Annotated in this window: 23 protein-coding genes and 1 pseudogene; 8 read left to right on the plus strand and 16 right to left on the minus strand. The window is 72.1% G+C overall.

Annotated elements, in window-relative coordinates; translation table 11 throughout:
* Positions 1-20 precede the first annotated feature (20 nt).
* A complete protein-coding gene (gene dnaQ, locus AC2D8W_RS11080; protein WP_484671593.1) occupies positions 21-755 on the minus strand; it encodes a DNA polymerase III subunit epsilon in 735 nt (244 codons plus the stop codon).
* Positions 756-1,146: 391 nt separating this feature from the next.
* On the opposite strand from dnaQ, the gene gshB reads away from it, so the two are divergent.
* Both gshB and AC2D8W_RS11090 read left to right on the plus strand, forming a co-directional pair.
* Positions 1,147-2,094, plus strand: a complete 948-nt coding sequence (gene gshB / locus AC2D8W_RS11085; protein WP_293479617.1) for a glutathione synthase — start codon at positions 1,147-1,149, stop codon at positions 2,092-2,094.
* Between the two features lie 132 nt (positions 2,095-2,226).
* Positions 2,227-3,762 (plus strand): YifB family Mg chelatase-like AAA ATPase, encoded by a 1,536-nt coding sequence (locus tag AC2D8W_RS11090; RefSeq protein ID WP_484671594.1) that lies wholly within the window; start codon positions 2,227-2,229, stop codon positions 3,760-3,762.
* 200 nt (positions 3,763-3,962) lie between these two features.
* Here the strand turns inward: AC2D8W_RS11090 and AC2D8W_RS11095 are convergent, their stop codons facing one another.
* The 6 genes and pseudogenes from AC2D8W_RS11095 to AC2D8W_RS11120 form a co-directional block, all read right to left on the minus strand.
* Entirely contained in the window at positions 3,963-5,579 is a 1,617-nt protein-coding gene (locus AC2D8W_RS11095) for a ShlB/FhaC/HecB family hemolysin secretion/activation protein (RefSeq protein WP_484671595.1), read from the minus strand.
* Between the two features lie 25 nt (positions 5,580-5,604).
* Entirely contained in the window at positions 5,605-6,405 is an 801-nt protein-coding gene (locus AC2D8W_RS11100) for a hypothetical protein (RefSeq protein ID WP_484671596.1), read from the minus strand.
* A gap of 82 nt (positions 6,406-6,487) precedes the next feature.
* Positions 6,488-6,907 (minus strand): hypothetical protein, encoded by a 420-nt coding sequence (locus AC2D8W_RS11105; protein WP_484671597.1) that lies wholly within the window; start codon positions 6,905-6,907, stop codon positions 6,488-6,490.
* Between the two features lie 71 nt (positions 6,908-6,978).
* Positions 6,979-7,344 carry a hypothetical protein gene (locus AC2D8W_RS11110; RefSeq protein ID WP_293479612.1) on the minus strand — a complete coding sequence of 122 codons (366 nt, stop codon included), beginning with the start codon at positions 7,342-7,344 and terminating at the stop codon, positions 6,979-6,981.
* Between the two features lie 190 nt (positions 7,345-7,534).
* Positions 7,535-7,777 carry a hypothetical protein gene (locus AC2D8W_RS11115; protein WP_484671854.1) on the minus strand — a complete coding sequence of 81 codons (243 nt, stop codon included), beginning with the start codon at positions 7,775-7,777 and terminating at the stop codon, positions 7,535-7,537.
* A gap of 220 nt (positions 7,778-7,997) precedes the next feature.
* Positions 7,998-8,165 (minus strand): annotated as a pseudogene (locus AC2D8W_RS11120) (response regulator transcription factor); the annotation flags it as partial.
* 161 nt (positions 8,166-8,326) lie between these two features.
* On the opposite strand from AC2D8W_RS11120, the gene AC2D8W_RS11125 reads away from it, so the two are divergent.
* Positions 8,327-9,871, plus strand: a complete 1,545-nt coding sequence (locus AC2D8W_RS11125) for a response regulator (protein ID WP_484671598.1) — start codon at positions 8,327-8,329, stop codon at positions 9,869-9,871.
* A 152-nt stretch (positions 9,872-10,023) separates the two neighbouring features.
* Positions 10,024-11,727 (plus strand): AmpG family muropeptide MFS transporter, encoded by a 1,704-nt coding sequence (locus AC2D8W_RS11130; protein WP_484671599.1) that lies wholly within the window; start codon positions 10,024-10,026, stop codon positions 11,725-11,727.
* 77 nt (positions 11,728-11,804) lie between these two features.
* Here the strand turns inward: AC2D8W_RS11130 and AC2D8W_RS11135 are convergent, their stop codons facing one another.
* Positions 11,805-12,791 carry a malate dehydrogenase gene (locus tag AC2D8W_RS11135; RefSeq protein ID WP_484671600.1) on the minus strand — a complete coding sequence of 329 codons (987 nt, stop codon included), beginning with the start codon at positions 12,789-12,791 and terminating at the stop codon, positions 11,805-11,807.
* Between the two features lie 59 nt (positions 12,792-12,850).
* On the opposite strand from AC2D8W_RS11135, the gene AC2D8W_RS11140 reads away from it, so the two are divergent.
* The gene (locus AC2D8W_RS11140; RefSeq protein ID WP_484671601.1) at positions 12,851-13,291 is read left to right on the plus strand and encodes an HIT domain-containing protein; all 441 of its coding nucleotides are present in this window, start codon (positions 12,851-12,853) and stop codon (positions 13,289-13,291) included.
* Here AC2D8W_RS11140 and AC2D8W_RS11145 read toward each other — a convergent pair whose 3' ends face one another.
* The gene (locus tag AC2D8W_RS11145; protein ID WP_484671602.1) at positions 13,292-13,852 is read right to left on the minus strand and encodes a hypothetical protein; all 561 of its coding nucleotides are present in this window, start codon (positions 13,850-13,852) and stop codon (positions 13,292-13,294) included.
* Positions 13,849-14,721, minus strand: coding sequence for an HpcH/HpaI aldolase/citrate lyase family protein (locus AC2D8W_RS11150; protein ID WP_484671603.1), 873 nt, complete (start codon positions 14,719-14,721; stop codon positions 13,849-13,851). The genes AC2D8W_RS11145 and AC2D8W_RS11150 overlap by 4 nt, the downstream gene beginning before the upstream one ends.
* Positions 14,722-14,780: 59 nt before the next feature.
* Between AC2D8W_RS11150 and AC2D8W_RS11155 the strand changes: the two genes are divergently transcribed.
* Positions 14,781-15,173, plus strand: coding sequence for a DUF2237 family protein (locus tag AC2D8W_RS11155; protein WP_293482966.1), 393 nt, complete (start codon positions 14,781-14,783; stop codon positions 15,171-15,173).
* A gap of 117 nt (positions 15,174-15,290) precedes the next feature.
* On the opposite strand, the gene thpR is transcribed toward AC2D8W_RS11155, so the two are convergent.
* Positions 15,291-15,824, minus strand: a complete 534-nt coding sequence (gene thpR, locus AC2D8W_RS11160; protein WP_484671604.1) for an RNA 2',3'-cyclic phosphodiesterase — start codon at positions 15,822-15,824, stop codon at positions 15,291-15,293.
* A gap of 97 nt (positions 15,825-15,921) precedes the next feature.
* Between thpR and AC2D8W_RS11165 the strand changes: the two genes are divergently transcribed.
* Positions 15,922-16,674 carry a Bax inhibitor-1/YccA family protein gene (locus AC2D8W_RS11165; protein ID WP_293482964.1) on the plus strand — a complete coding sequence of 251 codons (753 nt, stop codon included), beginning with the start codon at positions 15,922-15,924 and terminating at the stop codon, positions 16,672-16,674.
* A 122-nt stretch (positions 16,675-16,796) separates the two neighbouring features.
* On the plus strand, positions 16,797-18,218 hold the full coding sequence (locus AC2D8W_RS11170; protein WP_484671605.1) for a class I adenylate-forming enzyme family protein: 1,422 nt from the start codon (positions 16,797-16,799) through the stop codon (positions 18,216-18,218).
* Between the two features lie 26 nt (positions 18,219-18,244).
* Here the strand turns inward: AC2D8W_RS11170 and AC2D8W_RS11175 are convergent, their stop codons facing one another.
* The 5 genes from AC2D8W_RS11175 to AC2D8W_RS11195 all read right to left on the minus strand — a co-directional run bounded on the left by AC2D8W_RS11175 (position 18,245) and on the right by AC2D8W_RS11195 (position 23,891).
* The gene (locus AC2D8W_RS11175; RefSeq protein ID WP_293482960.1) at positions 18,245-18,580 is read right to left on the minus strand and encodes a DUF2794 domain-containing protein; all 336 of its coding nucleotides are present in this window, start codon (positions 18,578-18,580) and stop codon (positions 18,245-18,247) included.
* Between the two features lie 269 nt (positions 18,581-18,849).
* Complete coding sequence (locus AC2D8W_RS11180; RefSeq protein ID WP_484671606.1) at positions 18,850-19,557, minus strand: DUF1223 domain-containing protein; 708 nt, start codon at positions 19,555-19,557, stop codon at positions 18,850-18,852.
* A gap of 110 nt (positions 19,558-19,667) precedes the next feature.
* Positions 19,668-22,643: a translation initiation factor IF-2 gene (gene infB, locus AC2D8W_RS11185; protein WP_484671607.1), complete on the minus strand. Its 2,976-nt coding sequence runs from the start codon at positions 22,641-22,643 to the stop codon at positions 19,668-19,670.
* Between the two features lie 88 nt (positions 22,644-22,731).
* Complete coding sequence (locus AC2D8W_RS11190; protein ID WP_484671608.1) at positions 22,732-23,394, minus strand: RNA-binding protein; 663 nt, start codon at positions 23,392-23,394, stop codon at positions 22,732-22,734.
* Positions 23,391-23,891, minus strand: a complete 501-nt coding sequence (locus AC2D8W_RS11195) for an endonuclease domain-containing protein (protein ID WP_484671609.1) — start codon at positions 23,889-23,891, stop codon at positions 23,391-23,393. The genes AC2D8W_RS11190 and AC2D8W_RS11195 overlap by 4 nt, the downstream gene beginning before the upstream one ends.
* Positions 23,892-24,127 lie beyond the last annotated feature (236 nt).

The following is a 24,127-nucleotide window of genomic DNA, read 5'->3' on the forward strand; positions in this document are numbered from 1 at the left end:
CAGGCCGGCGCGGACGGCGTTCAGGCCGCCCGGTCCTCGGCTTCGATCACCGCCAGGCCGAATTCGGCCCAGAGCGCCTCGCCCTTCACCTTGTCGCGGATGAACGCCGCGTGGATCGCCCGTTCGGCCTCGGTCGAACGGGGGGCCAGGGGTCGCGGCCGCGGCCCATACTCGACCCGGGTGGTCATCGCCACCGAACCCACCGCCGTCGACGCGGTAAGCTCCAGCCGCCGCTCGCGGCCGCCCTTCAGCTCGAGATAGACGGCGGCCAGCAGCTTCGCGTCGATCAGCGCGCCGTGCTTCTCGCGCTCGGACAGCGAGATGCGGAAGCGCTTGCAGAGGGCGTCCAGCGAGTTGTGCATCCCCGGGAAGCGCTGCTTGGCCAGGCCCAGGGTGTCGATCCAGCGGTGCTCGGGGATCTCGACCCGGCTGCAGCGCGAAAGCTCCCAGTTCACGAAGCCGCGGTCGAACGCGGCGTTGTGAGCGATGATCGGGGCGTCGCCGACGAACTCGAGGAAGGCGTCCACCACCTCGGGGTCCTCGAACCGCGGCTTGCCCTTCAGGAAGCCGCTGGTCAGCCCGTGCACCCGCTCGGCCTCGATGGGCATGTCGCGGCACGGATCGATGTAGACGTGGAAGCTGCGGCCGGTGGGGACGAACTGCTCGATCTCGAGCGCCGCGAGCTCCACCAGCCGGTCGCCCGTCAGCGGGTCGAAGCCGGTGGTTTCGGTATCGAGAACGATCTCACGCCCCATGCCCCGTTCATGCCGTGCTTCGCGGCGGCCCGGCAACCGCGTCCGCGGCGTCGTCCCCAGCCGGCTGAAAACACCCACAGCTCAAGGCCTCTCGCAACTCGCAGGCCGCGGCAGGGCGGCCGTGCCCGCGATCCGCCCCGGGCGCGGGTTCGTCACGCTCTCGCCCATGATCGTCTCCATCGGCCTCGCCACACCCGTCCATGTTCGCACAATGTTCGCGAACAGGACAGCCGGTATCCGGCCCGGGGACTTGTCGTCCAGACTTCGGCGGAGCCGAAAGCCGAGCGCTGGAATGAAGGGGGGAGGATCGGTCGTCTCCGACGGCTCCTGGGTGGCGCTCGTCCGCGCGACGGCCTATGTCGGCTGAGCCTCAACGCCGAAGGACGCCCGCATGCCGCTCAAGGTCGCCGTGCAGATGGACCCCATCGAGGGGATCAACATCGAGGGCGACACGACCTTCCTGATGATGGAGTCGGCCCAGGCGCGGGGGCATTCGCTGTTCGTGTACCTGACGGACTCGCTGGCGCTGGAGGAAGGCCGCGTCTTCGCCCGCGGACGGGACATCACCGTCGACCGCGTGAAGGGCGACCACTTCAAGGCCGGGCCGGTGCGGCGCGCCGAACTCACCGAGTTCGACGTGGTGCTGATGCGCCAGGACCCGCCCTTCGACATGCACTACATCGACGCCACCTTCTTCCTGGAGGCCGTGCATCCGCAGGTGCTGGTGCTGAACAACCCGCGCGAGGTGCGCAGCGCGCCCGAGAAGCTGTTCGTCACCCGGTTCCCCCAGCTGCAGCCGCCGACCCTGATCACCAACGACCGCGAGGCGATCCGCGCGTTCCGGGAGAAGCACGGCGACATCGTCCTGAAGCCGCTGAACGGCAAGGGCGGCTCGGGCGTCACGCGGCACCTGAAGGACGACCCCAACCTGTCGGCGCTGCTCGAGATCCACGCCGAGCTCAGCCGCGAGCCCGTCATCGTGCAGAAGTTCCTGCCGTCGGTGACCAAGGGCGACAAGCGCATCCTGCTGGTGGACGGCGAGCCGGTGGGCGCCATCAACCGCGTGCCGGCCAAGGGGCAGATCCGGTCCAACCTCGCCGTCGGCGGCGAGGCGCACCCGGTCGAGCTGTCGGCGCGGGACCGGGAAATCTGCGCCACCATCGGCCCGGAGCTCAAGGCGCGCGGGCTGATGTTCGTCGGCATCGACGTGATCGGCGAGTGGCTGACCGAGATCAACGTCACGTCGCCCACGGGCGCGGTCGCCTTGAAGCGGTTCACCGGCGTCGACGCGACGGACGTAATGTGGGCGCGCGTCGAGGCGCTACGGCGGAAGGCTTAGGCCGTCGTCGAAGAGACTCCGAGAAGTCACGGAAACGTATCAGTTTCCTCGAAGTTCCCAATTTGTTCTTGATCTGAGCCTGCCAGTATGCTCGGTTGTGGATAACTTTCGCCGGTCCACGAGGGGTTGAAGATGGCCGCACGCGTGGTGACGCTGGCCTTCAGCGGCGTCGAGGCCGTGCGCGTGGACTGCGAGGTCCAGATCGTCGGGGGCGAGAGCGCGTTCATCCTGGTGGGCCTCGGCGACAAGGCCGTGGGCGAGAGCCGCGAGCGGGTGCGCGCCGCGTTCACCGGCATGGGGCTGGCGCTGCCCTACAAGCGCATCGTCGCCAATCTCGCGCCCGCCGATCTGCCGAAGGTGGGCAGCCATTACGACCTGCCGATCGCGCTGGCCCTGATGGCGGCCATGGGGATCATCCCGGCCGACGCGCTGGACGGCTGGGCGGCGGTCGGCGAGCTCTCGCTGGACGGGCGCATCGTGCCGGTGGCCGGCGCGCTGCCGGCCGCGGTCGCGGCGAGCGGCCTGGGCCTGGGCCTGATCTGCCCGGAGGCCTGCGGGCCCGAGGCGGCGTGGGCGGGGGACGCGCGGATCATCGCCGCGCCGTCGCTGATCGCCCTGGTGAACCACTTCCGCGGCACGCAGGTTCTGGCGGCGCCGAGGGCCGGCGACATGCTGGACGCCGACCGTGTCCCCGACCTGCGCGATGTGAAGGGCCAGGAGAACGCCAAGCGGGCGCTCGAGATCGCCGCGGCCGGCGGCCACAACCTGTCGTTCATCGGGCCGCCGGGGTCGGGCAAGTCGATGATGGCGGCGCGGCTGCCGGGGCTGCTGCCGCCGCTCACGCCGGCGGAACTCCTCGAGACCTCGATGGTCCACTCCATCGCCGGCCTGATCGCCAAGGGCCAGCTCAGCCGCGCGCGGCCGTTCCGCAGTCCGCACCACTCGGCCAGCATGGCGGCGCTCACGGGCGGCGGCGCGAAAGCCAAGCCCGGCGAGGTGTCGCTGGCGCACAACGGCGTCCTGTTCCTCGACGAACTGCCCGAATTCAGCGCCCAGGCCCTGGACTCGCTGCGCCAGCCGCTGGAGACGGGCGAGGTGGTGGTGGCGCGGGCCAACGCGCACGTGCGCTATCCGGCGCGGTTCCAGCTCGTGGCGGCCATGAACCCCTGCCGGTGCGGCCACGGCGGGCCGGGGCGCGGGGCCTGCGGGCGGGCGCCGCGCTGCCAAACCGACTACCAGGGCCGGATCTCGGGGCCGCTGATGGACCGGATCGACCTGCAGGTGGAGGTTCCGCCGGTGACCGCCGCCGACCTCGCGCTGCCGCCGCCGGCGGAAGGCACGGCCGAGGCCGCCGCCCGGGTCGCCGACGCGCGCTCGCAGATGGCGGACCGGGCCGGCGACCGGGGCCCGCCGCTGAACGCCCAGGCCGAGGGGGACTTCCTCGAGGCCATCTGCGACCTGGACCCGCCGGCCCGCGCCCTGCTCGCCCGCGCCGCCGAGGTGGGCGGCCTCTCCGCGCGGGGCTGGACGCGCACCCTCAGGCTGGCCCGCACCATCGCCGACCTGGAGGGCTCGGGCCCCGTGCGCCGGGTGCACGTCGCCGAGGCGCTGATCTACCGCCGGGTGGCTCCGGGCGGCGTGACGGGCGCCGCCGTCGGCGCGGTGTAGGATTCAATCAGTTCGCGATTTCAAGAGCTTCCGACCGTTCCGGCGAATGCCGGGACCCAGATCCACGTGCGACATCGTGATGGAAAGGGCCCCGAGCCTAAAGAACCCACACCTGAGCCCTCCCATCTGGATCCCGGCCTTCGCCGGGACGGCCGGATCTTGAGTCTGGGACCAAGGCCGCTGCGGCAGGGGCCGGCGGCTCAGAACAGCGTGCGGATGTTGAAGACGCCTCGCCAGTCGCTGCGGTCCAGCCCGGGGATCGGGTTCGTGAGCGCCTTGGTGGCCTCGACCTGCACGATCGCCCGGGACGCCACCACCACGCGCACGCCGCCGCCCGCCGACGAGAGCCTCGCCGACTGCGTGGGAAGATCGAGGCGGCCGCGGTACCAGACCTTGCCGCTGTCGACGTAGACATAGGCCTCCGATCCCGCCAGCGAGGCCGGGGCGGGGGGCCGCCAGGCCAGCTCGGCGACGGCGCCGTAGCCGTAGTCGCCGGCGATGAACGAGGCCTCGAAGGCGCGTCCGAACTCCTCGCCTCCGAGGGCGAACTGCTCCGAGGCCGGCAGCCGGTCGCCCGTGTACTGGCCGGCGCCCGTCAGCCGCAGCGTGATCGGCTCGGCCAGGGTGCGGTTGAAGGTGAGCCGTCCGTTGGCCTTGGTGAAGTCGAGCCTGCTGGCCTCGGGCACGGTGGCGCGCGCGCCCAGGCCGGCGATGCCGCGGCTGACGGCGCCGCTCGCCCCGAAGAGGCTCCTGTCGGTCGAGCGCGAATAGGCCAGCGACAGGCGCAGCGCGCGGGTGCGGTCGTCCGAGAAGGTGGAACCGAAGAAGGCGTTGTCGCTGTCGACCCCGTCCAGGCCCAGGCCGACGCTGAGGTCCCGGTCGAAACTGCGGATGATCGGATGGGTGACCTGCACCCCGGCCGAGTAGGCATGTCCCAGGAGCGTGGTGTCCCTTGGCCGCGTGCGCAGGGCGCTCGCATTGACCTGCAGCGTCGCGCCGTCGGCGTTCAGCGGCTGGCCGTGGCCGAGCGCATAGAACTGGAAGAGGCGGGGCCGGGTGGGCGTCGCATAGGTGAGCCGCGTCTGGTCGCCGGGCCGCAGCAGGCTGTTGAAGTACACATCGGCCTGCACCTGGGTGCGGCCCAGGAAGGCCGTGCCTCGGTTGTTCACGCCCAGGCCGACCTGCACGGGACGATGGTCGAGCGTGGCGGCGACCCGCACGGCGCCCGGCTGGCCGCCGTTCTGCAGCTGGACGTCGGAGGTGAGGCCCGGGATGTCCCGGACGAGAGAGATGCTGCGCTGGAGGGTGCTGCGCTTCAGGGGGCGCTGGCCCTCCAGGCGGCGTAGGTACGGCTCGGCCAGGCCTCGGGCCCGCCCCGGCTCACCCTGGATCGCCACGGCCTCGACGTACCCCTCGACCGCGGTGAGTTCGAGCCGACCGCCCTCGAACGTCTGGTCCGGGACGAGGATCGTGTAGAGCGCGATGTCGCTGCCCCCGTAGACGCCGGCGACCGCGTCGGCGATCTGCTGCAGCTCGGCGACGGCGACGGTCCGGCCGATGAACGGGCGGTAGGCGGCCTCGAGCTGCGGCGGCGGCAGGCTGGACCCTGCGACGGCGACCGACCGCAGCACGAACGGCTGGACCTGCGGTGTGGCCGCGGCGGCGGGCGGCGCCGGGGGCGTCTCGCCGCGCGGGGCGCGGGGCGGCGCGGTCTGGTCGGGCCGGTTCGGCGGGACCACCCGCGACGGGGCGGTCTGTGCCAAGGCCAGTCCAGGCGCCCAGATGAGCGCGAGCGCGATGAGGAGCTTGGCGGCCATGGCGGTCCTTGTTGCGGGAGTACCGTCAGCCGCCGGGCGGCGTGAGCCGGCCCAAGACGGCGCGCAGCGTCTGGCTGCCGGGGACGCCCGCGGACATGGCCGGCGCAGGGGTCTGCCCCCCGGCGGGCGGCTGCATCCGCATGACCGCGCCGGCGGCGTTGGTCACCACCGTCCCGACGATTGCGTTGGGATTGGCCGCGCCGCTGGCCCGCAGGCCGGCGATGGCCCCGGGCGCGCCGCCGCGCCCCAGGGCGCCGCCCGCCAGCGTCACCAGCGGGGCCCCCGCCGCCGAGACCACCGGCGCGGTCAGCCCGACCGCGGCCTGCGCCGCGCCGAGCTGCGCCGTTGCGCCCACGCGGCCCGGGGGCGTCGTCGCTGCGGCGCCGACGCCGGCCCGCCCCGCGGGGAGGTCGGCGCGAGCGGTCAGGCTGGCCCCGAGGGCCGGACCGGCCGCAGGGCCCGCGGGGGCGGAACCCGGTCCCGCGGCTGCGCCCGGGCCCACGCCCGCCGGCGTCCGGCCGGTCAGCCCGGCGACGGCTCCGCCCAGCCCCCCACCGGGAACAGACGCGACCGGCCGACCGCCGACATTCGTCGCGAACGGCAACAGCACATTGCCCGAAGACGCCAGGACCGTGGAGGCGCCCGGGCCCACGGCGCCGTCCTCCGACGCCGGGTCCTCCTGGGCCCGTTCGCGGGCGGTGGTGTCGCCGCCGGGACCCGCGATGAAGATGCTCTGGCCGCTCGCGCAGCCGGTGACGGCCAGGGCGGCGGCTGTCAGCCAAAGGGTCCGCAGCGCCCCGTTCACGCCAACCCGAACACGCGTCATCGGGGGTCTCCGGCAAATCCACAGGCGTCAACCGGCCAGGGGCGCCGTTGTTCCGCGGTCTCGCCGCGGCGCCGGGAGGGGGTCAGGGGCCCGGGCGCTCCGCGCGCGACGCGGTCCACGCGCCATAGGCGATCGCGATCAGCACGAGGTAGGCGAAGATCAGCCCGGCGGTCAGGTAGGCCCACCCGCTGACGCGCGGGTCCACGATCCTGCCGAAGTGGACCAGTACGACCAGGAGGTGGAAGGCGGTGGCGAACAGCGGCCAGTAGCGGCGGCTGCGCAGGGCGATCCAGAGCAGAAGGCTCAGCAGCGCGACGTCGGCCGCGAGCACGCCCCATTGGGTCTCGTCGCTGGTGGTCCCGCCGTTGGCGCGGACGAGGAGGATCGTCAGCGCCCAGTTGGCGAGCTGGCCGCCCGCGGCCAGACGTTCATCATCGCCGCCCCGCCAGACGGCGAGCGCGCAGACGGTCAGGAGCGCTGTCGGCCAGACCCAATGCGGCAACTGATACAAATACGGCCCCCGGAGGTCTCCGAGGGCCGCAATCTGTCAGAGGCCAGGCCTCCTTGAAACCGTCAGGATGCGATGCGGAGGTTCCGCATGCGCGTCCGCTCGAGCTCGACGCCGGTCGGCGGCGGCTTGTCCGTGCCCGGGTCGCCCGAGAGCTTCACGGCGCCGAGGCCGATCTGGCCCTGGACGACGCTGAGCTCCTTGTGGGTCTCGACGATGGCGCGGCGGGCTTCAGCGAGGGCCACGATGGCCTGGCTGGCCCGCTCGACGGCGTCCTGGCCGATCAGCGCCGAGGCGCCGGCGGCCTTGCGCAGCGCCGGCATCACACCGGTGAGCGCGGCAGTCTTGCTGAGGGCCGCGTCGATGGCGGTCTCAGCGTCGAAGAGTGCGGTGGCGACCTCTTGGGCGGCCAGGCGGCGTTCCTTAAGCATGACGTCTCTCCATGCGCGGCGTACAGACGACGCGCCTTAATGGTCTCAGGTCAGGGTTTCTCGGCCGTTCAGGCCTTTAGTAAATTCGCCGCCAGATCGTTGAGGGCGTGGAGCCCCGCCAGCATGCCCCCGAAGGCGAGGACCGTGACGACGGCGATCGCGAGGATCGCCGCGATCCGCGCGGTCGGGCTCAGGTCATTTCTGCGGGTCCAGGCTCCGCCTCGCCCTTGAAGTTCTCGTCCAGGAGAACCCAGGTGAGGCAGAGGATCTCCCGCAGCACCATCTCGGGCGGCTTGAACGGGGCCAGCTTCCGCGTGGCGGAAACCAGGTGCCGCGCCATGTCCGCCTGAGCGGGCGTCGCCGAGAGATCGACGAGCTGCCGCTCGAGCTGCGTCCAGGAGAAGCCCGGGAGGAGTTCCTCCCTCTTCGCCAAGGCCGGCCAACGCGCTTCGAAGTCGTCGATCTCCCGGCGAAGGCGGAGCGCCCTGCCAATCACCGCTCTGTTCTCGAAACTCGGCCACTCGCCCATTGGATGCCTCCTCCGTTGCGAGGTCATCCGGCCAGCTTGCGTTAACCGTGTCTGTCCTGATCGCGTCGTGTCCTGATCCGATCAGGACAGAACCGTCGCCCTGCTGGCGCAGCAGCCGGGCCGCCTGGAAGCGGTCGTCCACGCCGAGCTTGCGGCGCGCGCGGTCACAATAGGTGTCGACCGACGTCTTCGACATCCCAAGTTCACGCGCGATCTGTTTGGAGCTGAGATGCTGGTCGACCAGTCGAAGGCAGTCCCGCTCCCGCTGCGTCAATAGCTCGACCGGGTTCATGGACGCTCCCCTCAGCGCACGCCATCCATAATCGTAGTAAACGACGGCTTTTGCGCCGCGTCTACTTTGCCGCGAGGTCTGAGGCCGTTCGCGCTGCGCCGCGTCGCGTCGTTTCGCCGCTTGACGGGCCGTTAAGCGGTTTGCGGCTACTTCGGCGCTCCATGCGCAGACCCGTACGTTCCCTATCAGAGCGCCGGCCGGCGCGCGCCCAGATCAGCGCCGAACAACTCGCGTCGCTGAGCCACGAATTCCGGACGCCGCTAAACGGCGTGCTCGGCATGGCGCGCCTCCTGGAAGGCACCCGGCTCACCGCCGAACAGCAGACCTATGTCGCCGCGCTGCGCGACAGCGGCCAGCACCTGCTGACGCTGGTCAACGACGTGCTGGACTTCGCCAAGCTGGGCGCCGGCCGCGTCGAGCTGCACCCGGCCGAGACCGACCTGGAATCGCTGCTGCAGAGCGTCGCCGAACTGCTCTCGCCGCGCGCCCGCGAGAAAGACCTCGAGATCGCCTGGGCCGCCCCGGCCGCGCCGGCGACGATCCATGCGGACGAGAGCCGGCTCCGCCAGATCCTGCTCAACTTCGCCGGCAACGCCGTCAAGTTCACCGAGGCGGGGGGCGTCCTCATCACCGCCGAGTCGTCGGCGCCCGGCGTGGTGCGCTTCACCGTCGCCGACACCGGCCCAGGCGTGTCGGAGTCCGACCGCGACCGGATCTTCGAAGCCTTCGCGCAGGCGGACAACGCGCACGCCGACCTCGGCGGCTCGGGCCTCGGGCTCGCCATCGCGCGGCGGATCGCGCGCGCCATGGGCGGCGAGGTGGGTGTCGAAGCCGCCGCCGGCGGCGGCGCGGCCTTCTGGTTCGAGGCGGCCTTCCCGACGCCGCGCGCGGCCGCACGCGCGCATGGCCCGCTCGCCGGCCGTAGGGTCGCCGTGGCGTCGCCCAGCGGGATCGTCCGCGAAGCCGCGCGCCGGCAGATCGAGGCCAGCGGCGGAGAGGCGATCGTCGCCGACGCCCTGCCGGCCGCCATCGCGCGCACGCGCCCCGGCGATGTGATCCTGGTCGACGCGAGCCTGGCGTCGCCCAGCGGCGCGCTGCGGCCGCCGCTGCAACGCAAGGGCATCGTGCTCCTCGCGCCCGACGAGCGCGACCGCATCACCCGCTACCGCCGCTCCGGCTTCGCGGGCTACCTCATCAAGCCGCTGCGCCGCGCCTCGCTGGCCGAGCGCGTTCTGATCGCGGCGGGCGCCACGCCCCTGGCGGCGCCCGAGCCCGAGGACGAGCGGATCGTGACGGCCGCCGCCCCCGGCGCGCGCGTGCTGCTGGTGGAGGACAACCCGATCAACGCGCTCCTGGCGCGCACGCTGCTGACCCGGGAGGGCTGCCACGTGGAGCACGTGGTCAGCGGCCCCGAGGCGCTGAAGGCCGCCGACGTGGAGGTCTACGACCTCATCCTCATGGACATGCGCATGCCGGTGTTGTCGGGCGAAGAGACCGCGCGGCGGCTGCGCGAGGCGGGCATCGACACCCCCATCGTGGCGCTGACCGCCAACGCCTTCGAGGACGACCGCCGGGCGTGTCTGGCGGCGGGGATGAACGACTTCCTGGTCAAGCCGCTGTCGCCCGACGCGCTGCGCGGGGCGCTCACGCGCTGGGCCGTCCGCGCCAACTGGACGAAGCCTGCCAAGCGCTTCAAGGTCGGCTGACTGGAGCGCATCCCGCCGAGGATGAGGCGCCCGCAGGCGATCAGGTTGCGCTCCAGGTAGAGGACGACGAGCCCGTTCTCCCCGGCCGGCCTGGACCAAACCAGCCGGGACGGGCACTAGGGAGGCGGGGCGCCCTTCGATCCGGAGTCGCGATGAGCGCAGATGCGGCGGAACCCAGGCGGGGCGCGTTGAGCGCGCTGGCCGTCTTCGTGGAGCGCCGGGCGCTGGTGATGCTGGCCCTGGGCTTCGCCTCGGGCCTGCCCAACCTGCTCATCTTCGACACCCTGTCGCTGTGGCTCCGCGAGGCCGGCCTGTCGCTGCAGGTGATCTCGATCTTCGCCCTGGCGACCCTGTCCTATTCCCTGAAGTTCCTGTGGGCGCCGCTGATCGACCGCACCCGCATACCGGGCCTGACCCGGCTGCTGGGGCACCGGCGCAGCTGGATGATCGTGCTGCAGGTCCTGCTGATGGTCGGCCTGTGGATGATCTCGGGCGTCGATCCGGCGCGCGACCTGGGCCTCATGGCCGCGTTCGCGGCGCTGGTGGCGTTCGTCTCGGCGACCCAGGACATCGTCATCGACGCGTGGCGGATCGAGGCGGCCGAGGTCGAGAAGCAGGGCGCCATGGCCGCCGCGTACCAGTGGGGCTACCGCATCGCCATGATCGTGGCGGGCGCCGCGCCGCTGCTGATCGCCGAGACCTACGGCTGGAGCACGTCGTACGCCGTGATGGCCGGGCTGATGCTGGCCGGCGTCCTGGGCGTGCTGGGCGCGCCGCGGGAGACGGCGCACGCGATCCGCCCGATCCATGCCGAGGGCGTGCCGAGCCGCCCGGCGCTCGAACTGCCCGAATGGATCGCACGCCTCGCCGTCTTCGCCCTGGGGGCCCTGTTCCTGGGGTCGGGCCTCGCCGCCGACGCCTCGCTGCTGGCCGCCGGCCTGAGCGGTATCGGCCTGCCCGACGCGGCAGGCGCCGTGACCGCCGCTTGGGCGATGAAGCCGCAGGGCGTCTACGTCCAGCTGCTGGCGGTGGCCGCGGGCCTGGCGGTGATCGTCCTGGCCGTCTGCCCGATCCCGCGCGTGAGGACGCGGCCCGGCGTCTACCTGTTCGCCGCCCTGGGCGATCCGCTGCGCGACTTCCTGGCGCGCTACCGGGGCGTGGCCGCGCTGATCCTGGCGCTGATCTGCCTCTACCGGCTGTCGGATTTCGTCCTCAACATCATGAACCCGTTCTATGCCGACCTCGGCTTCTCCAAGACCGAGATCGCCGAGGCGCGGAAGGTGTTCGGCGTGGTGATGACCGTCATCGGGGTGGGGCTGGGCGGCTTCCTGGTGGCGCGGCTCGGCATGATGCGCGCGCTCGTGATCGGCGCGTTCGCCGGCCCGATCAGCAATCTCGCCTTCGCCTGGCTGGCGCTGCAGGGGCCCGAGCTGTGGGCCCTCTTCGTGGCCATCGGCATCGACAACATCGCCGGCGGCGTCTCGGGCACCTGCCTGATCGCCTACATGTCGAGCCTCACGTCCGCGGGCTTCACGGCCACGCAGTACGCGCTCTTCTCCTCGCTCTACGCCCTGCCGGGCAAGCTGATCGCCTCGCAGTCGGGACGGATCGTGGAGTCCTCGGCGGCGGCGGCCGACGCGGGGGGGCCCATGGCCGGGCTGAAGGCCCTCTTCGCCGGCATGCCGCCCGACGCCTTCGCCGGGGCCATGGCGAAGTCCCAGGTGACGCCGGGCGCGCTCGGCGCCGGCTACCTGGTCTTCTTCCTCTATTCCTCGCTGATCGGCGTGGTCGCCGTCTTCCTGGCGTTCGCCGTGGCCCGGCGCACACCTCAGCCGGCGACCACGACCGACGCTTAAGGCGCGCCCTCGCTCACACGCTCGTCCGGCCCATGCAGAGGTCCGGCCAAAGTCGCGGTCGGCCGACGGAGACCCTGCTAGGCCAGCATGTCCTTGACGGTGTCGCGCTCGCTCAGCAGCTCGTCGTTGGTGATCTTGATCTTCGACTTGGCGAAGTCGTCCATCTCGCACGAGGTGATGACCTCGAACGAACCGGGGGTGGTGGTCCTCACCGGCATGCCGGCCCAGACGTTGGGGTCGAAGCCGTAGCGGCCTTCCGACTTCACCGCCACCGAGTGGATCGCGCCGGGCGTGACGAGGTCGCGCACGTGGTCGATGAGCGCGCCCGCGGCCGAGGCCGCCGAGCTGGCGCCGCGCGCGTCGATGATGGCCGCGCCGCGCTTGCCCACCGCCGGCAGGTACTCGTTGTCGAGCCAGGCCCGGTCGGTGATCACGTCGGTGACCGCCTTGCCGCCGATCTTGGCGTGGGTGAAGTCGGCGAACATCGTCGGGCTGTGGTTGCCGTAGATGAAGAGGTCGGCGACGTCGGTGACCGGCACGCCGGCCTTCTTGGCCAGCTGGTTGCGGCCGCGGTTCTCGTCCAGGCGCACCATGGCGGTGAAGCGGTCGGCCGGCAGGCGCTTGGCCTGGCTGGCGGCGATCATGCAGTTGGTGTTGCAGGGGTTGCCCACCACGGCGATCCGGGCGTCGTCGGCAGCCACCTTGTCGATGGACTGGCCCTGGGCGATGAAGATCTTGCCGTTGTCCTTCAGCAGGTCGGCGCGCTCCATGCCCGGGCCGCGGGGCTTGGAGCCCACCAGCAGGCACCAGTTGGCGTCCTTGAAGGCCACGTCCGGATCGCCGGTCAGCACCATGTCCTGGAGCAGCGGGAAGGCGCAGTCCTCCAGCTCCATGGCGACGCCCTTCAGCGCCTTCTGCGGGCCTTCGACGGGGATCTCGAGCAGCTGCAGGATAACGGGCTGGTCGGGGCCCAGCATGGCGCCGGAGGCGATCCGGAACAGCAGGGCGTAACCGATGTTGCCGGCCGCGCCGGTAACCGCCACGCGAATGGGCTGCTTCGCCATCTGCTGCTCTCCTCAGGTGATGTGCGGCCGCTCGTTAGCCCGTTGACCGCGCCGCTGCAATGGCGCACGCGCCGGGGACGATGTTCGAGCTGCACCCGGCCTTTCCGGCGACCTCCGAGGCGGTGGGCGACCTGCCGCTCTGCCACGTCCGCCTGCAGGCCGACGCCCGCTTCGCCTGGCTGGTTCTGATCCCGCGCGTCGCCGGGGCGCGGGAACTTGACGACCTGCCCGTCCGCGACCGTGCAGCCCTGATGGAGGAGGTGGTGCGCGCGGGCGCCGCCGTCCGCGCCGTCGGCAAGGCCCTCGGCCGCCCCGTCGAGAAGCTGAACATCGGCGCGCTGGGCAACCTGACGCCGCAACTGCATGTCCACATCGTCGGCCGGCGCGCCGACGACTCCGCATGGCCGGGCCCCGTCTGGGGCTTCGGAACGCCGCAGGCCTACCGTCCGGATGCGCAGGACGCCGCCCTGGCCGCGGCCCGCGCGTCCCTGGGCCTCTGACTACGGCGTGCGGCGCGCCAGGGTCGCCGGCTCGGTGTGGCCGCGCTCGGTGAGCTCGCCGCTGTAGCGGTCGCCCTGCGGGCGCAGCGTCGCGACGGTCCCGCCCGGCAGCCGCAGGATCACGTCCTCACCCGCCCGCTCGACAGCCTCGATGTAGCCCGAGGCGTCCAGCGCGCCGGGCCGGCGCAGGTCGCGCCAGGCGCCTTCCACCGAACCGTTCCGGTCGACCAGTTGCACGGCGTAGGCCTCGCGGCCGCCCGCGGACAGCGTCCAGGCGCCTTCCAGCCGCCCCTGGAACCCCTGGGCCGAGGCCGCAGAGGACTTGAGGCGGCTGTCGTAGGCGACGTCGGCCGGCGAGGGCGGCGCGTCGGGGCTGCGGCCGGTCTCGTGCAGCATCACCGGCCGCGTGAGCCTGGGCGCCGCGGCCTTGGGCTCTTCAGGCTCGACGGCGCGCTGGCCGAGGATCTCGCCGATCGGATCGGCGGCGGACGACGGCTGCGCGGCCGCGGGCGCGCACAGCGCGCCCATCGCGAGCGCAAGGATCGACGCGCGAAGCGTCATGCCGTCTCGCGCGCGGCGATCGCCTCGGCCACGCCGATCAGCCGCTGCGCCTCGGCGAAATGCAGCCGCTCCACCATCCGCCCCTCGACCTTCAGAACGCCCTTGCCCGCAGCTTCGGGGTTTTCGAACGCCTTGACCACAGTTCTCGCCCAGTCGACCGCGGCGGGGTCCGGCGTGAAGGCTGCGTTGGCGGCCTCCACCTGGCTCGGATGGATCAGGGTCTTGCCGTCGAAGCCCAGGTCGGCGGCCTGCGCGCACTGGCGCGCCAGGCCCTCGGCGTCGGCGATCTCGTTGAACACGCCGTCGAGGATCGCCAGGCCATGGGCGCGGGCGGACATGACGCTGAGGCTCAGGGCGGCCATCAGCGGCTCGCGGCCGACCGTCAGGCGGCAGCGCATCTCCTTGGCGAGGTCGTTCGTGCCCATCACCCAGGCCGTCACGCCCTCGTTGACCGATTCCGCCCCAAGCGCCTCCAGCCGGAAGATCGCCGCACAGGTCTCGATCATCGCCCAGATCGGCACGCCTTCTGGGAGGCGGGTGCGCACGGCCGCCAGATCCTCGGGCGCCGAGACCTTGGGGACCAGGATGGCGTGCGGGTGGGCGGCGCCCGCCGCCGCCAGGTCGTCCGCCCCCCACGGGGTGTCGAGGCCGTTCGCGCGGATCACCACCTCGCGGTCGCCGAATCCGCCGGCGGCGACGGCCGCGGCCGCGGCCGCCCGAGCCTCGGCCTTGGCCTCGGGCGCCACCGCGTCCTCGAGGTCGAGGATCACCACGTCGCAGGGCAGGGCGCGCGCCTTCTCGAGCGCCCGCGGATTGGACGCCGGCAGGTAGAGGGCGCTTCGGCGCGGCCTGGAGGGGGGCTGGGTCACGGACAATCGTCTCCTTCGCGCGTTGGCGCGCGGCGTTTCTTAGCGTTTAGGATGCGCGCATGGCCACACGCCCGATCCGCTACGACGCCGGCGCCCGTAACGTCCTGGGCCAGGAGCTGGCGCCCTGCTCCCTCGACCCGGTCACGGGTTTCTTCCGCAACGGCTGCTGCGAGACCGGCCCGCACGACACCGGCATGCACACAGTCTGCGCCGTCATGACGGCCGACTTCCTGGCGTTCTCCAAGAGCGTCGGCAACGACCTCTCCACGCCGCGGCCCGATCTCGGCTTCCCAGGCCTGAAGCCGGGGGACCGCTGGTGCCTGTGCGCGCCGCGCTGGAAGGAGGCTCTCGACGCCGGCGCCGCGCCCCAGGTGGTCCTGGAGAGCACCCACGAGGAAACCCTCGCCATCGTTCCCCTGGGGGTGCTCAAGGACTACGCGTCCAGCGCCTAGCGGCTTAACCTCCGCGGTCTCAGTGACGCTTGGTCAGTCCGCCTTGCCGGCGCTTGCCCTTCCCACCGCTCGCTCTTCGGCGAGCGGTCCCCCCTTCCCGCGCGCGGGAAGGGAAGGTCAGAGGGGGTATTCGGCCTCCAGCCGGTAGTACGAGCCGTCGCGGCTCTGGTGGCTGGAGTAGAGGCCGAAGCGGTCCACGAGGATCGGCGGGCTCTTCAGCAGGTTGTTCGCCTGGATCCAGGCCGCCACCTCGCCGGGATCCGGCCGGCGCAGGTAGGCCAGGGTCACGTGCGGACGGTAGCTGCGCTTTTCAGGCTTGAGGCCGGCCCGCCGCGCCGCCGTCTCGCACGCTTCCGCCAGGCGTCGCAGCTCGGCGTTCTCCGCCACGCCGGCCCAGACGGCGTGGATGTCGTCGCCGTCGTCGAAAGCGCCCGCGCCCGCCAGCTCGATCTCGAACGGACGGCCGCCGATCCCGACCAGTTCGGCGTCCAGGTCGCGGGCCACGTCCTGTCGAATCTCGCCGAAGAACCGCAGCGTCACGTGCAGCGCCTCCAGCGGCCGCCAACGGGCGCCCTCGATCCCGGCCTGCCGGAGCTGCAGGGTCCGACCGAACTCGACGGGGACTGAGAGCGCGGCGAACAGGCGGATCATCGGAACCTTCGGGAGGGGGCCTTGCTTACGACCGTATGCGAAACGATATTTCGATCGCGTCCGATTTGCGACGCGCAACCGTAAGGGCCTTGCTCTCATGAGCGACTTCAACCGCGGCTACGCGCGCTCGATCCCGGCGGATCGCGCCGACATGTCGGTGGACGCGGGCCTCCGCAGCTTCATGCTCGGCGTCTACAACAAGGTGGCGCTGGGCCTGGTCGTCTCGGCCGCGCTCGCCTACCTCACCGGCCAGTTCGCGCCCGTTCGCGACCTCATGTACACGGTCACGCCCGACGGCCGCCTGGCCGGCATGACCGTGCTCGGCATGATCGTGGCCTTCGCGCCGCTGGGCGTGATGCTGTTCGGCATGTTCGCGCTTCGCAACGCCTCCCCGAAGAGCTCGGGCATCTTCTACTGGACGATCGTCGCCCTGATCGGAGCGGGTCTGGGCGTGCTGACTCTCGTCTACACCGGGGCCTCGATCGCCTCGACCTTCCTCATCACGGCCACGGCGTTCGGCGGCCTCAGCCTGTTCGGCTACACCACCAAGAAGGACCTGACCGGCTTCGGCAGCTTCCTGCTGGTGGGCCTGATCGGCCTCGTCATCGCCTCGGTGGTGAACATCTTCCTGCAGAACTCGATGATGAACTTCATCATCAGCGTCCTGGGCGTGCTCATCTTCGCCGGCCTCATCGCCTATGACACCCAGCGCCTGAAGATGCAGTACTACGAACTGGGCGGCGACCAGGCGGCCATGGGCGTGGCCACCAACTACGGCGCGCTCAGCCTCTACATCAACTTCATCAACCTGTTCCAATTCCTGCTGTCGATCTTCGGCGACCGCCGCTGATCCCCGCTGCAGGCGCGGACCACGAGACCCCGGCGGCCCTCCGCCGGGGTTTTTCGTTGCGCCGGGCGCGGGGCGCATATCGCTCGTTCAATCCGCCAGGAACTCGCTCTAGCGTGGCCGCGATGTTCGAAGGCTGCCTCGCCTACCACGCCAGGATGCGTCCGCGCGCGCCGGCCTTGATCCTGCCGACGCGACGGGTGACCTATGCCGAACTTGAGGCCGACGTGAACCGCTATGCGGGCGGCCTCCGGGAGCGGGGCCTGGGTCCTGCGAGCGGGATCGTCGCCTACGAGACGTCCAGCCGCTACCGCCACTATGTGATGGCGCTGGCGCTGGAGCGCCTGGCCGTGGCGGCGACCCCGTGGGCCGACCGCCGCGCTGACCTGCGCCTCAGTCCCCGGCCGAGGGCCGGCGCCGCGCGGCGCATCGTGCTCGATGCGGCCTGGACGGCCGCCGTCGAGGCCGGTTCCGGCGACCCCGTCGCGCCCGCCGCCCGCGACCCCGACGGCATAGGGCGCGTCCAGCTGACCTCGGGCAGCACGGGACGTCCTCGTCGGGTCGGCCGAAGCTGGCGGACCCTTGCACACCGGGCGGCCGAGGCCATCGCCCTCTTCGGCCACGGCCGGCCGGGGCCCTGGGTCATCCGCACCGGCCTGGAGAGCGGGCTGGGCCAGGCGCTGTCGGCCGGGGCGTGGGCGACCGGCGCCCCCGTCGCCGCGGACCTGCGGGCGCGCGACCTCGTCCGGCTGCTCGAGACCGAGGCGGACGGCTTGGTCGGGCTCACGCCGCTGCAGCTTCGCGAGCTGCTCGCGGCGCTGCCGGCGGACCATCCCGGCGCGCCCACCTGGCGGATCCTCGTCACCGGCGGCGCGCTCGCCCCGGCCACCGCCCGGCAGGCGCGCCTGCGGCTGTCGCCCGACGTTCACATCGTCTACGGCGCCTCGGAGACGGGGCGCGTGGCGGTCGGTCCCGCCAGCCGTCTCGAAACGGAACCGGGCTGGGTCGGATGGCCCGCCCCTGGCGTGACCGTGGAGGTCGTGGGGCCCGACGGCGCCCCGCTTCCCGTTGGCGAGGTCGGCGAGGTCCGCGTCGCGGGGCCGGCCAGCGCGGGCCGCTATCTCGATGATGGGGACCCGAGCGCCGCCAACTTCCGGGACGGCTTCGTCTATCCGGGCGACCTCGGCCGCTTCCTGCCGGACGGGGGGCTTGTGCTGGAGGGTCGCGCGGACGACCGGATCAACATCGACGGCGTCAAGCTGTGGCCCGGACCGATCGAGGCGGCCGCGCTGGAGCACCCCGCCGTGCGCGACGCCGCCTGTTTCGCCGTCCCGGCCGAAGGGGGCCCCGACGAGGTCTGGCTGGCGATCGTGGCCGACGCCGAGGTCGGCCGCGAGGCGATGGGCGCCTTTCTCCGGGGCAAGGGCGTGCGGCTGCCTGTCCTGCGCTTCGCCTGGACCGAGAGCCTGCCCCGCGGCGAGATGGGGAAGGTGGACCGCGCCGCCCTGCGCACCCAGACGCTGGCGGCCCTCAGGCGGGACCCATAGCCCGTGTCGATCGGCGGATGCCGGACCTAGTCCACGACCGTGAAGCGGCCCTTGTCGAAGAACCGCAGCACCTGCTCCAGCTCGTGGCCGCGCCGCAGGATGTGCCCGCCATGGCCGACGATCGCCCAGGCGCCCTGGCGGCGGCTGAGGGCGGGCCGCTTCTCGATGCGATAGAGCGGCGCCTCGGAGCTGCGGCGAAAGACCGAAAACACCGCGCAGTCGTGGAGGGCGTCCATGCCGTAGTCGCGCCACTCGCCGGCGGCCACCATGCGTCCGTAGAGGCGGAGGAGGCGCTCCAGCTCGCGCCGTTCGAAGAAGACGCCGGCCCCGCGCGGGGCCGACTGGCTCGGATCGAGAGACATCACGCGGAAGCCTGCATGAAGTTGTTGTGTCGGACCACCAAAAATCGCGGGGCGCGCGCCCGGTTCGCCGGCCGCGAAATGACCTTATTTCCGTCCCGGACCAGCCTGATGCGGCGCCGATATTGCGAGGGTCGGTTGGCCCTGAAAGACGGTCGATCCCGGATCCTGAACAGCCCCCCCAGCCCCTCTGGGTCGGCCGTGCGGCCAACCGACACCTCCCCCATCCAGACATCTCAGCGCCTCGCCCTAGCCGGCGAAATCCGTCGCGCTCAGTCGGCGTCGCGTTCCGGTGTGCGCTCGGCGACGCCCAGCACGCGGCCGCCGCGCGGCTGCTGCACGACCACGACCGTCCGCAGCCCCTCCTCTGCCGCGGGCGGCATGCGATAGGCGGTCGGCCGTCCTCGCCAGGGGCCCAGGCGGTGGATCTGGCGCACCACGTTCTTCTGGACGACCGTCTCGCCGCGGTTGTCACCGGCGCGCACCTGGACCTCGACCGCGTCGGGCTCGTAGCGGATCAGCCAGACCTCGGCGCCTCCCCGTCCCGGCCGTCCCGAACCCACGTCCACCCGGCGCGAACTCACGAACCGGATGTCGGGCGGGTTGCGGGGAGCCGCGGCGGCGGCGCGCACCAGGCGTTCCACCTCGGCGGACTTCAGGCCCTGGGCCTGCTCCCGACCGTCGACGACCACCTGCGGGGTGTAGGGCTCGCGCAGCTTCAGGCGCGCCACATAGGCCTTCTGCCGCTCAGAGAACTCCGGCTTGGCGAAGGTGTCGGTCCAGCCGAGATAGTCCCAGTAGTCGACGGAGAACGTCAGGGCGAGCACGCCGTCGCGTTCGGCGAGCTTGGCGAAATAGGCGTTGGCGTCGTCGCACGAGCCGCAGCCCTGGGCCGTGAACAGTTCCACGAGAACCGGGGGCTTCGCCGCCGCGGCGCCGAGCGGCCACGCAAGCAGGAACAGGCTGAGGAGCGCGGCCATCCGCATCGCCCCGACTTACGGAAGGTTCCGGGGGCTGGCAATCTCAAGAAGGCGTGAGCGGGGGGCGCGCCGGCGCGGCGCGCCCCCCGAATCCCGCGAGCCGCTCGGGCTCAGAGGCTGCGCTTCACTTCCTCGAGGTTGAAGCACTCGATGGTGTCGCCCGCCTTGATGTCCTGGAAGCCCTCGAACGCCATCCCGCACTCCTGGCCGGCCGGGACCTCGTTGACCTCGTCCTTGAAGCGCTTGAGCGTCTTGAGGACGCCAAGCTCGAGGATGACCACGCCGTCGCGCACGATACGAACGCGGGCGCCCTTGCGCACGACGCCTTCGGTGACGCGACAGCCGGCGACGCGGCCCACCTTCGTGATGTCGAAGGCCTGCAGGACATCGGCGTTGCCCAGGAAGGTTTCCCGCTGGATCGGCGCCAGCAGGCCCGAAAGCACGCCTTTGATGTCGTCGAGGAGGTCGTAGATGATCGCGTAGTAGCGGATTTCCACGCCCTCGCGCTCGGCCAGGGCCTGCGCCTGCTTCGAAGCACGGACGTTGAAGCCCAGGATCGACGCCCCGGCGCCCTTGGCGAGCATCACGTCGCTCTCGCTGATCGCGCCGGCGCCCGACAGGATGATCCGCGCGCGGACCTCGTCGGTGCCCATCTTGTCCAGCGAGCCCAGAATGGCCTCGGTCGAGCCCTGGACGTCGGCCTTGATGAGCAGCGGAAGCTCGGAGACCTTCTTGTCCGTGATCTTGGCCATCATCTCGGCCAGGGACGCGCCCTGGACCGGGGCGCCGGCCTTCTCGCGCTTCAGGCGGATGCGGTACTCGACGAGTTCGCGGGCGCGGGCGTCGTTCTCCACGACGGCGAACGGCTCGCCCGGATCGGGCGTGCCGTCGAGGCCGAGGATCTCGACGGGCACCGACGGCCCCGCCTCGTCCAGCTGCTCGCCCCGCTCGTTGAGGAGCGCGCGGACGCGGCCGAAGTTGGAGCCCGCCACGACGATGTCGCCGCGCTTCAGGGTGCCGCGCTTGACCAGGACCGTGGACACCGCGCCCCGGCCCTTGTCCAGCTTGGCCTCGATGACCAGGCCGTCCGCGGTGCGGTCCGGGTTGGCCTTGAGGTCGAGGACTTCGGCCTGCAGCAGGATGTTCTCGATCAGGTCGTCCAGGCCCAGCTTCTGGGTGGCCGAGACCTCCACCGCCTGCGTTTCGCCGCCGAGGCTCTCGACGACGATCTCGTGCTGGAGCAGCTCGTTGATCACGCGGTTCGGGTCGGCGTCGGGTTTGTCGATCTTGTTGATCGCCACGATGATCGGAGCGCCGGCCGCCTTGGCGTGCTGGATGGCCTCGATCGTCTGCGGCATGACGCCGTCGTCGGCGGCCACCACCAGCACCACGATGTCGGTGACGTTGGCGCCGCGCATCCGCATGGCGGAGAAGGCGGCGTGGCCGGGCGTGTCGAGGAAGGTGACCTTCTGGCCGTTCTCGAGCCGGACCTGGTAGGCGCCGATGTGCTGGGTGATGCCGCCGTGCTCGCCCGACACGACGTCGGTGGAGCGGAGGGCGTCGAGCAGCGACGTCTTGCCGTGGTCGACGTGGCCCATGACGGTGACCACCGGGGGCCGCGGCTCCAGGTGATCGTCCACGTCCTCGGCGCCGATGAATCCTTCTTCGACGTCGGCCTCGGACACGCGCTTCACGGTGTGGCCGAACTCGGTGGCCACCAGCTCGGCGGTGTCGTTGTCGATGACGTCGTTGATCTTCAGCATCACGCCCTGACGCATCAGGAACTTGATGATCTCGACGCCGCGCGTGGCCATGCGGTTGGCCAGTTCGCCCACCGTGATCACGTCGGGAATGACGACCTCGCGGGCCACGCGGGCCTGCTCGACCGCGCCGCCCTTGCGCTTCTCGCGCTCACGCTCGCGGGCGCGGCGCACCGACGCCAGCGAACGCATCCGCTCGGCGCCCTCGGCGTCCCCGGCCACGGCCTGGATGGTGAGTCGGCCTTCGCGGCGGTTCGGCGCGCCCTTGGCGCGGCTGATGGCGCCCTTGCCGGGCTCGTTGCTGCGGCGGCGGTCGTCCTCGTCGCGGCGGTCCATGACCGAGCCGCCGGGCCGCGGGGCCTGGCGGGCGGCGCGCTGCACCTCGGGCGTGGCCGGCGGGGCGTTGGGTCCGACGCGCGGGCCGCCGGGCCCGCGGGGGCCGCCGGGACCACGGGCGCCGTCGCGGGGCGGCGCGGGACGCGGGGCGAGCGCCGAGTAGCGGACGGTGCCGCCTTCGGGACGCGGGCCGCCGCCCTGCGGACGGTCGCCGTCGCGCCGCGGCGGGCCGCGGTCGTCGCGCGGCGGACGCGGGCCACGGTCGCCATCGGCGCGGGGCGCGCGCTGGTTGAAGTTGGCGTTCTCGAAGCGGCCCGCAGGCCGCTCGGGACGGTAGGTGGTGGTGGTGGGCCGGTCGTCGCGGCGGTCATGCGACGGCTGGTAGGTGCGCGTCTGGCCCGGCGCCGTCGGCGCGGAGGGCGGCGCGGCCGGGCGCGGCGGCGCGGCCGCAGCGGGCGGCGGCGGGGCGGCCGGCTGTGCGGCCTGCACCGGGGGCGCGGCCGGCGCGACGGGCGCGGCGGGCGGCGGAGCCGCGACGGGCTTCGGCGCTTCCGCGGCGGGCGGCGCGGCGGCGGCCTGGGCGGCGGCGGCCTGCGCCGCGCGGGCGGCCTCGGCGGCGGCGCGTTCGCGCTCCTCGCGGGCGCGGCGCTCGGCTTCCTGCTGGGCGCGCTGGGCCTGGGCCTGCTCGATGACGCGCTGGCGGGCGGCGCGCTCCTCGGCCGACAGGCCGTCGCCGGCGCCGGTGGGACGCTGGCCCTGCTGCGGCGCGGCGGGACGCGGCGGCGGCTCGAACACGCGACGTTCGGCGGCGGACGGCGCGGCCAGATTGCCGCCGGGCGGCGCATGCGGCCGGGCGCGCTTGGTCTCGACGACCACCGTCTTCGTCCGGCCGTGGCTGAAGCTCTGCTTCACCGTGCCCGAGCTGATCGACCCGCCGGGGCGGGGCTTCAGGGTCAGGGGCTTGCGGCCGTTGTTGTCGTTCTCGCTCATTCGCTCGCTTTTACTCGGCCCCGGGCGGATCCCGGACACACGTCACGTCGTCAACCTCGCCCGTCTCAATGAGGAAAGGCGGAAAGCCCTAGGGCTCCCGCTTGGCCTCGACAGGCTCCTCGCGCCAATCCTCAGGAAGGAGCGGACTAAATCCTCCGAAGCGCCGGACATCTTCGGCCCAACGCTCGGCGGCTCGCCCCGCAAGGAAGGCGGTGTGTATCACATTCTCGCCCCCTAAGGCCAAACCCAATTCCGCCGACGTGAAGACGCCGACGACCCCGGGCGGGGGGGATTGATGGCGGGCGAGGCGCAGCAGCTTGCCCCTACCGTCCGCGGCGCCGTCCGACGCCTCGATCAGCCAGGCCGCCTTGCCGCCCGACACGGCGGCGGCGACCTTCTCGAACCCCGAGGTAAGGTCTCCGGCCTTCCGTGCAAGCCCCAGGGCGGCCAACAGCCGCTGTCGGAGCAGCCGCTCCACCTGGTCGGCGAGGTCCGGCGCGGCCTTCACCGACGCCTTGGCCGACCGCGCGAAGAGGCCCTTCTTCGCCGCGGCGGACACCGACGCCCGATCGGCGGCCACCCACATCCCGCGCCCGGGCAGCTTCCGCGCCAGGTCCGGAACGGCCGACCCGTCGGGCCCGACCACGAACCGGATCAGCTCCGCTTCGGGACGCACCTCGCCGGAGACAAGATCCTTCCGCGCCCGGGAGGCTTCGGCGTGGGTCTTCGCGGGCCTCGTCAACTTGGTCATTCTCCCGTCCTCCTCGACGGAGGACGGGCCGGGGATGGTGGTGAGCGCACTGCGTCTATGGCGCCGTTCTCGGGAGGCGCCGGAGCCCAGTCGAGCCAGACTCGGCGCTCCGCGCCCTCATCGTCCGGCCGCTGCCGACCCGAAGGCAGAAGCGCATTCACCTGAGCCGCGCAGGCCGCCGCATCGTTCTCGACCTGCCGATCCGTGAATCGGATGACCTGGTATCCGCGGGACTTCAGCCAGAGCTCCCGCTCGCCATCGCTCAGAGCGACATGGTCCAGGCGCTCATGAACGCCGCCGTCGACCTCGACCACGACCTTGCAGCCATGAGACGCAAAGTCCGTGAAGTACGGCCCCACGGGGGCCTGTCGCCGGAAGTTCGCGCCGAGCTTGCGCAACTCCTCCCACAAGAGCTTCTCGCTCCACGTCATCCGCCGCCGCAGGCTTCGCGCGCGCCGCGTGGGACTCGTGGCTGGCCGAGCCCGCGCGAAGGTCATTCCGGCCTCCAAAGGCCGGCGTCTCTCAGCGCAACCGGCGCCGCCCAGCGCACACCACCATCCCCGGCCCTTCCTCCGTCGAGGAGGAAGGGAGACGCGGGCCGGCTCCACGACCAGGGCGCGCAACTCACCCCTAGCGAGGCGAATTCGGCGAAGCACCGCCCGATCGGCGCCTCGCGGCGGACGTTCGCGTCGAGCTTACGCCGGGGCGTCTGAGACGTTGAGACCTCGCGCTC

This window comes from Phenylobacterium sp. T106 (genome assembly GCF_057219735.1).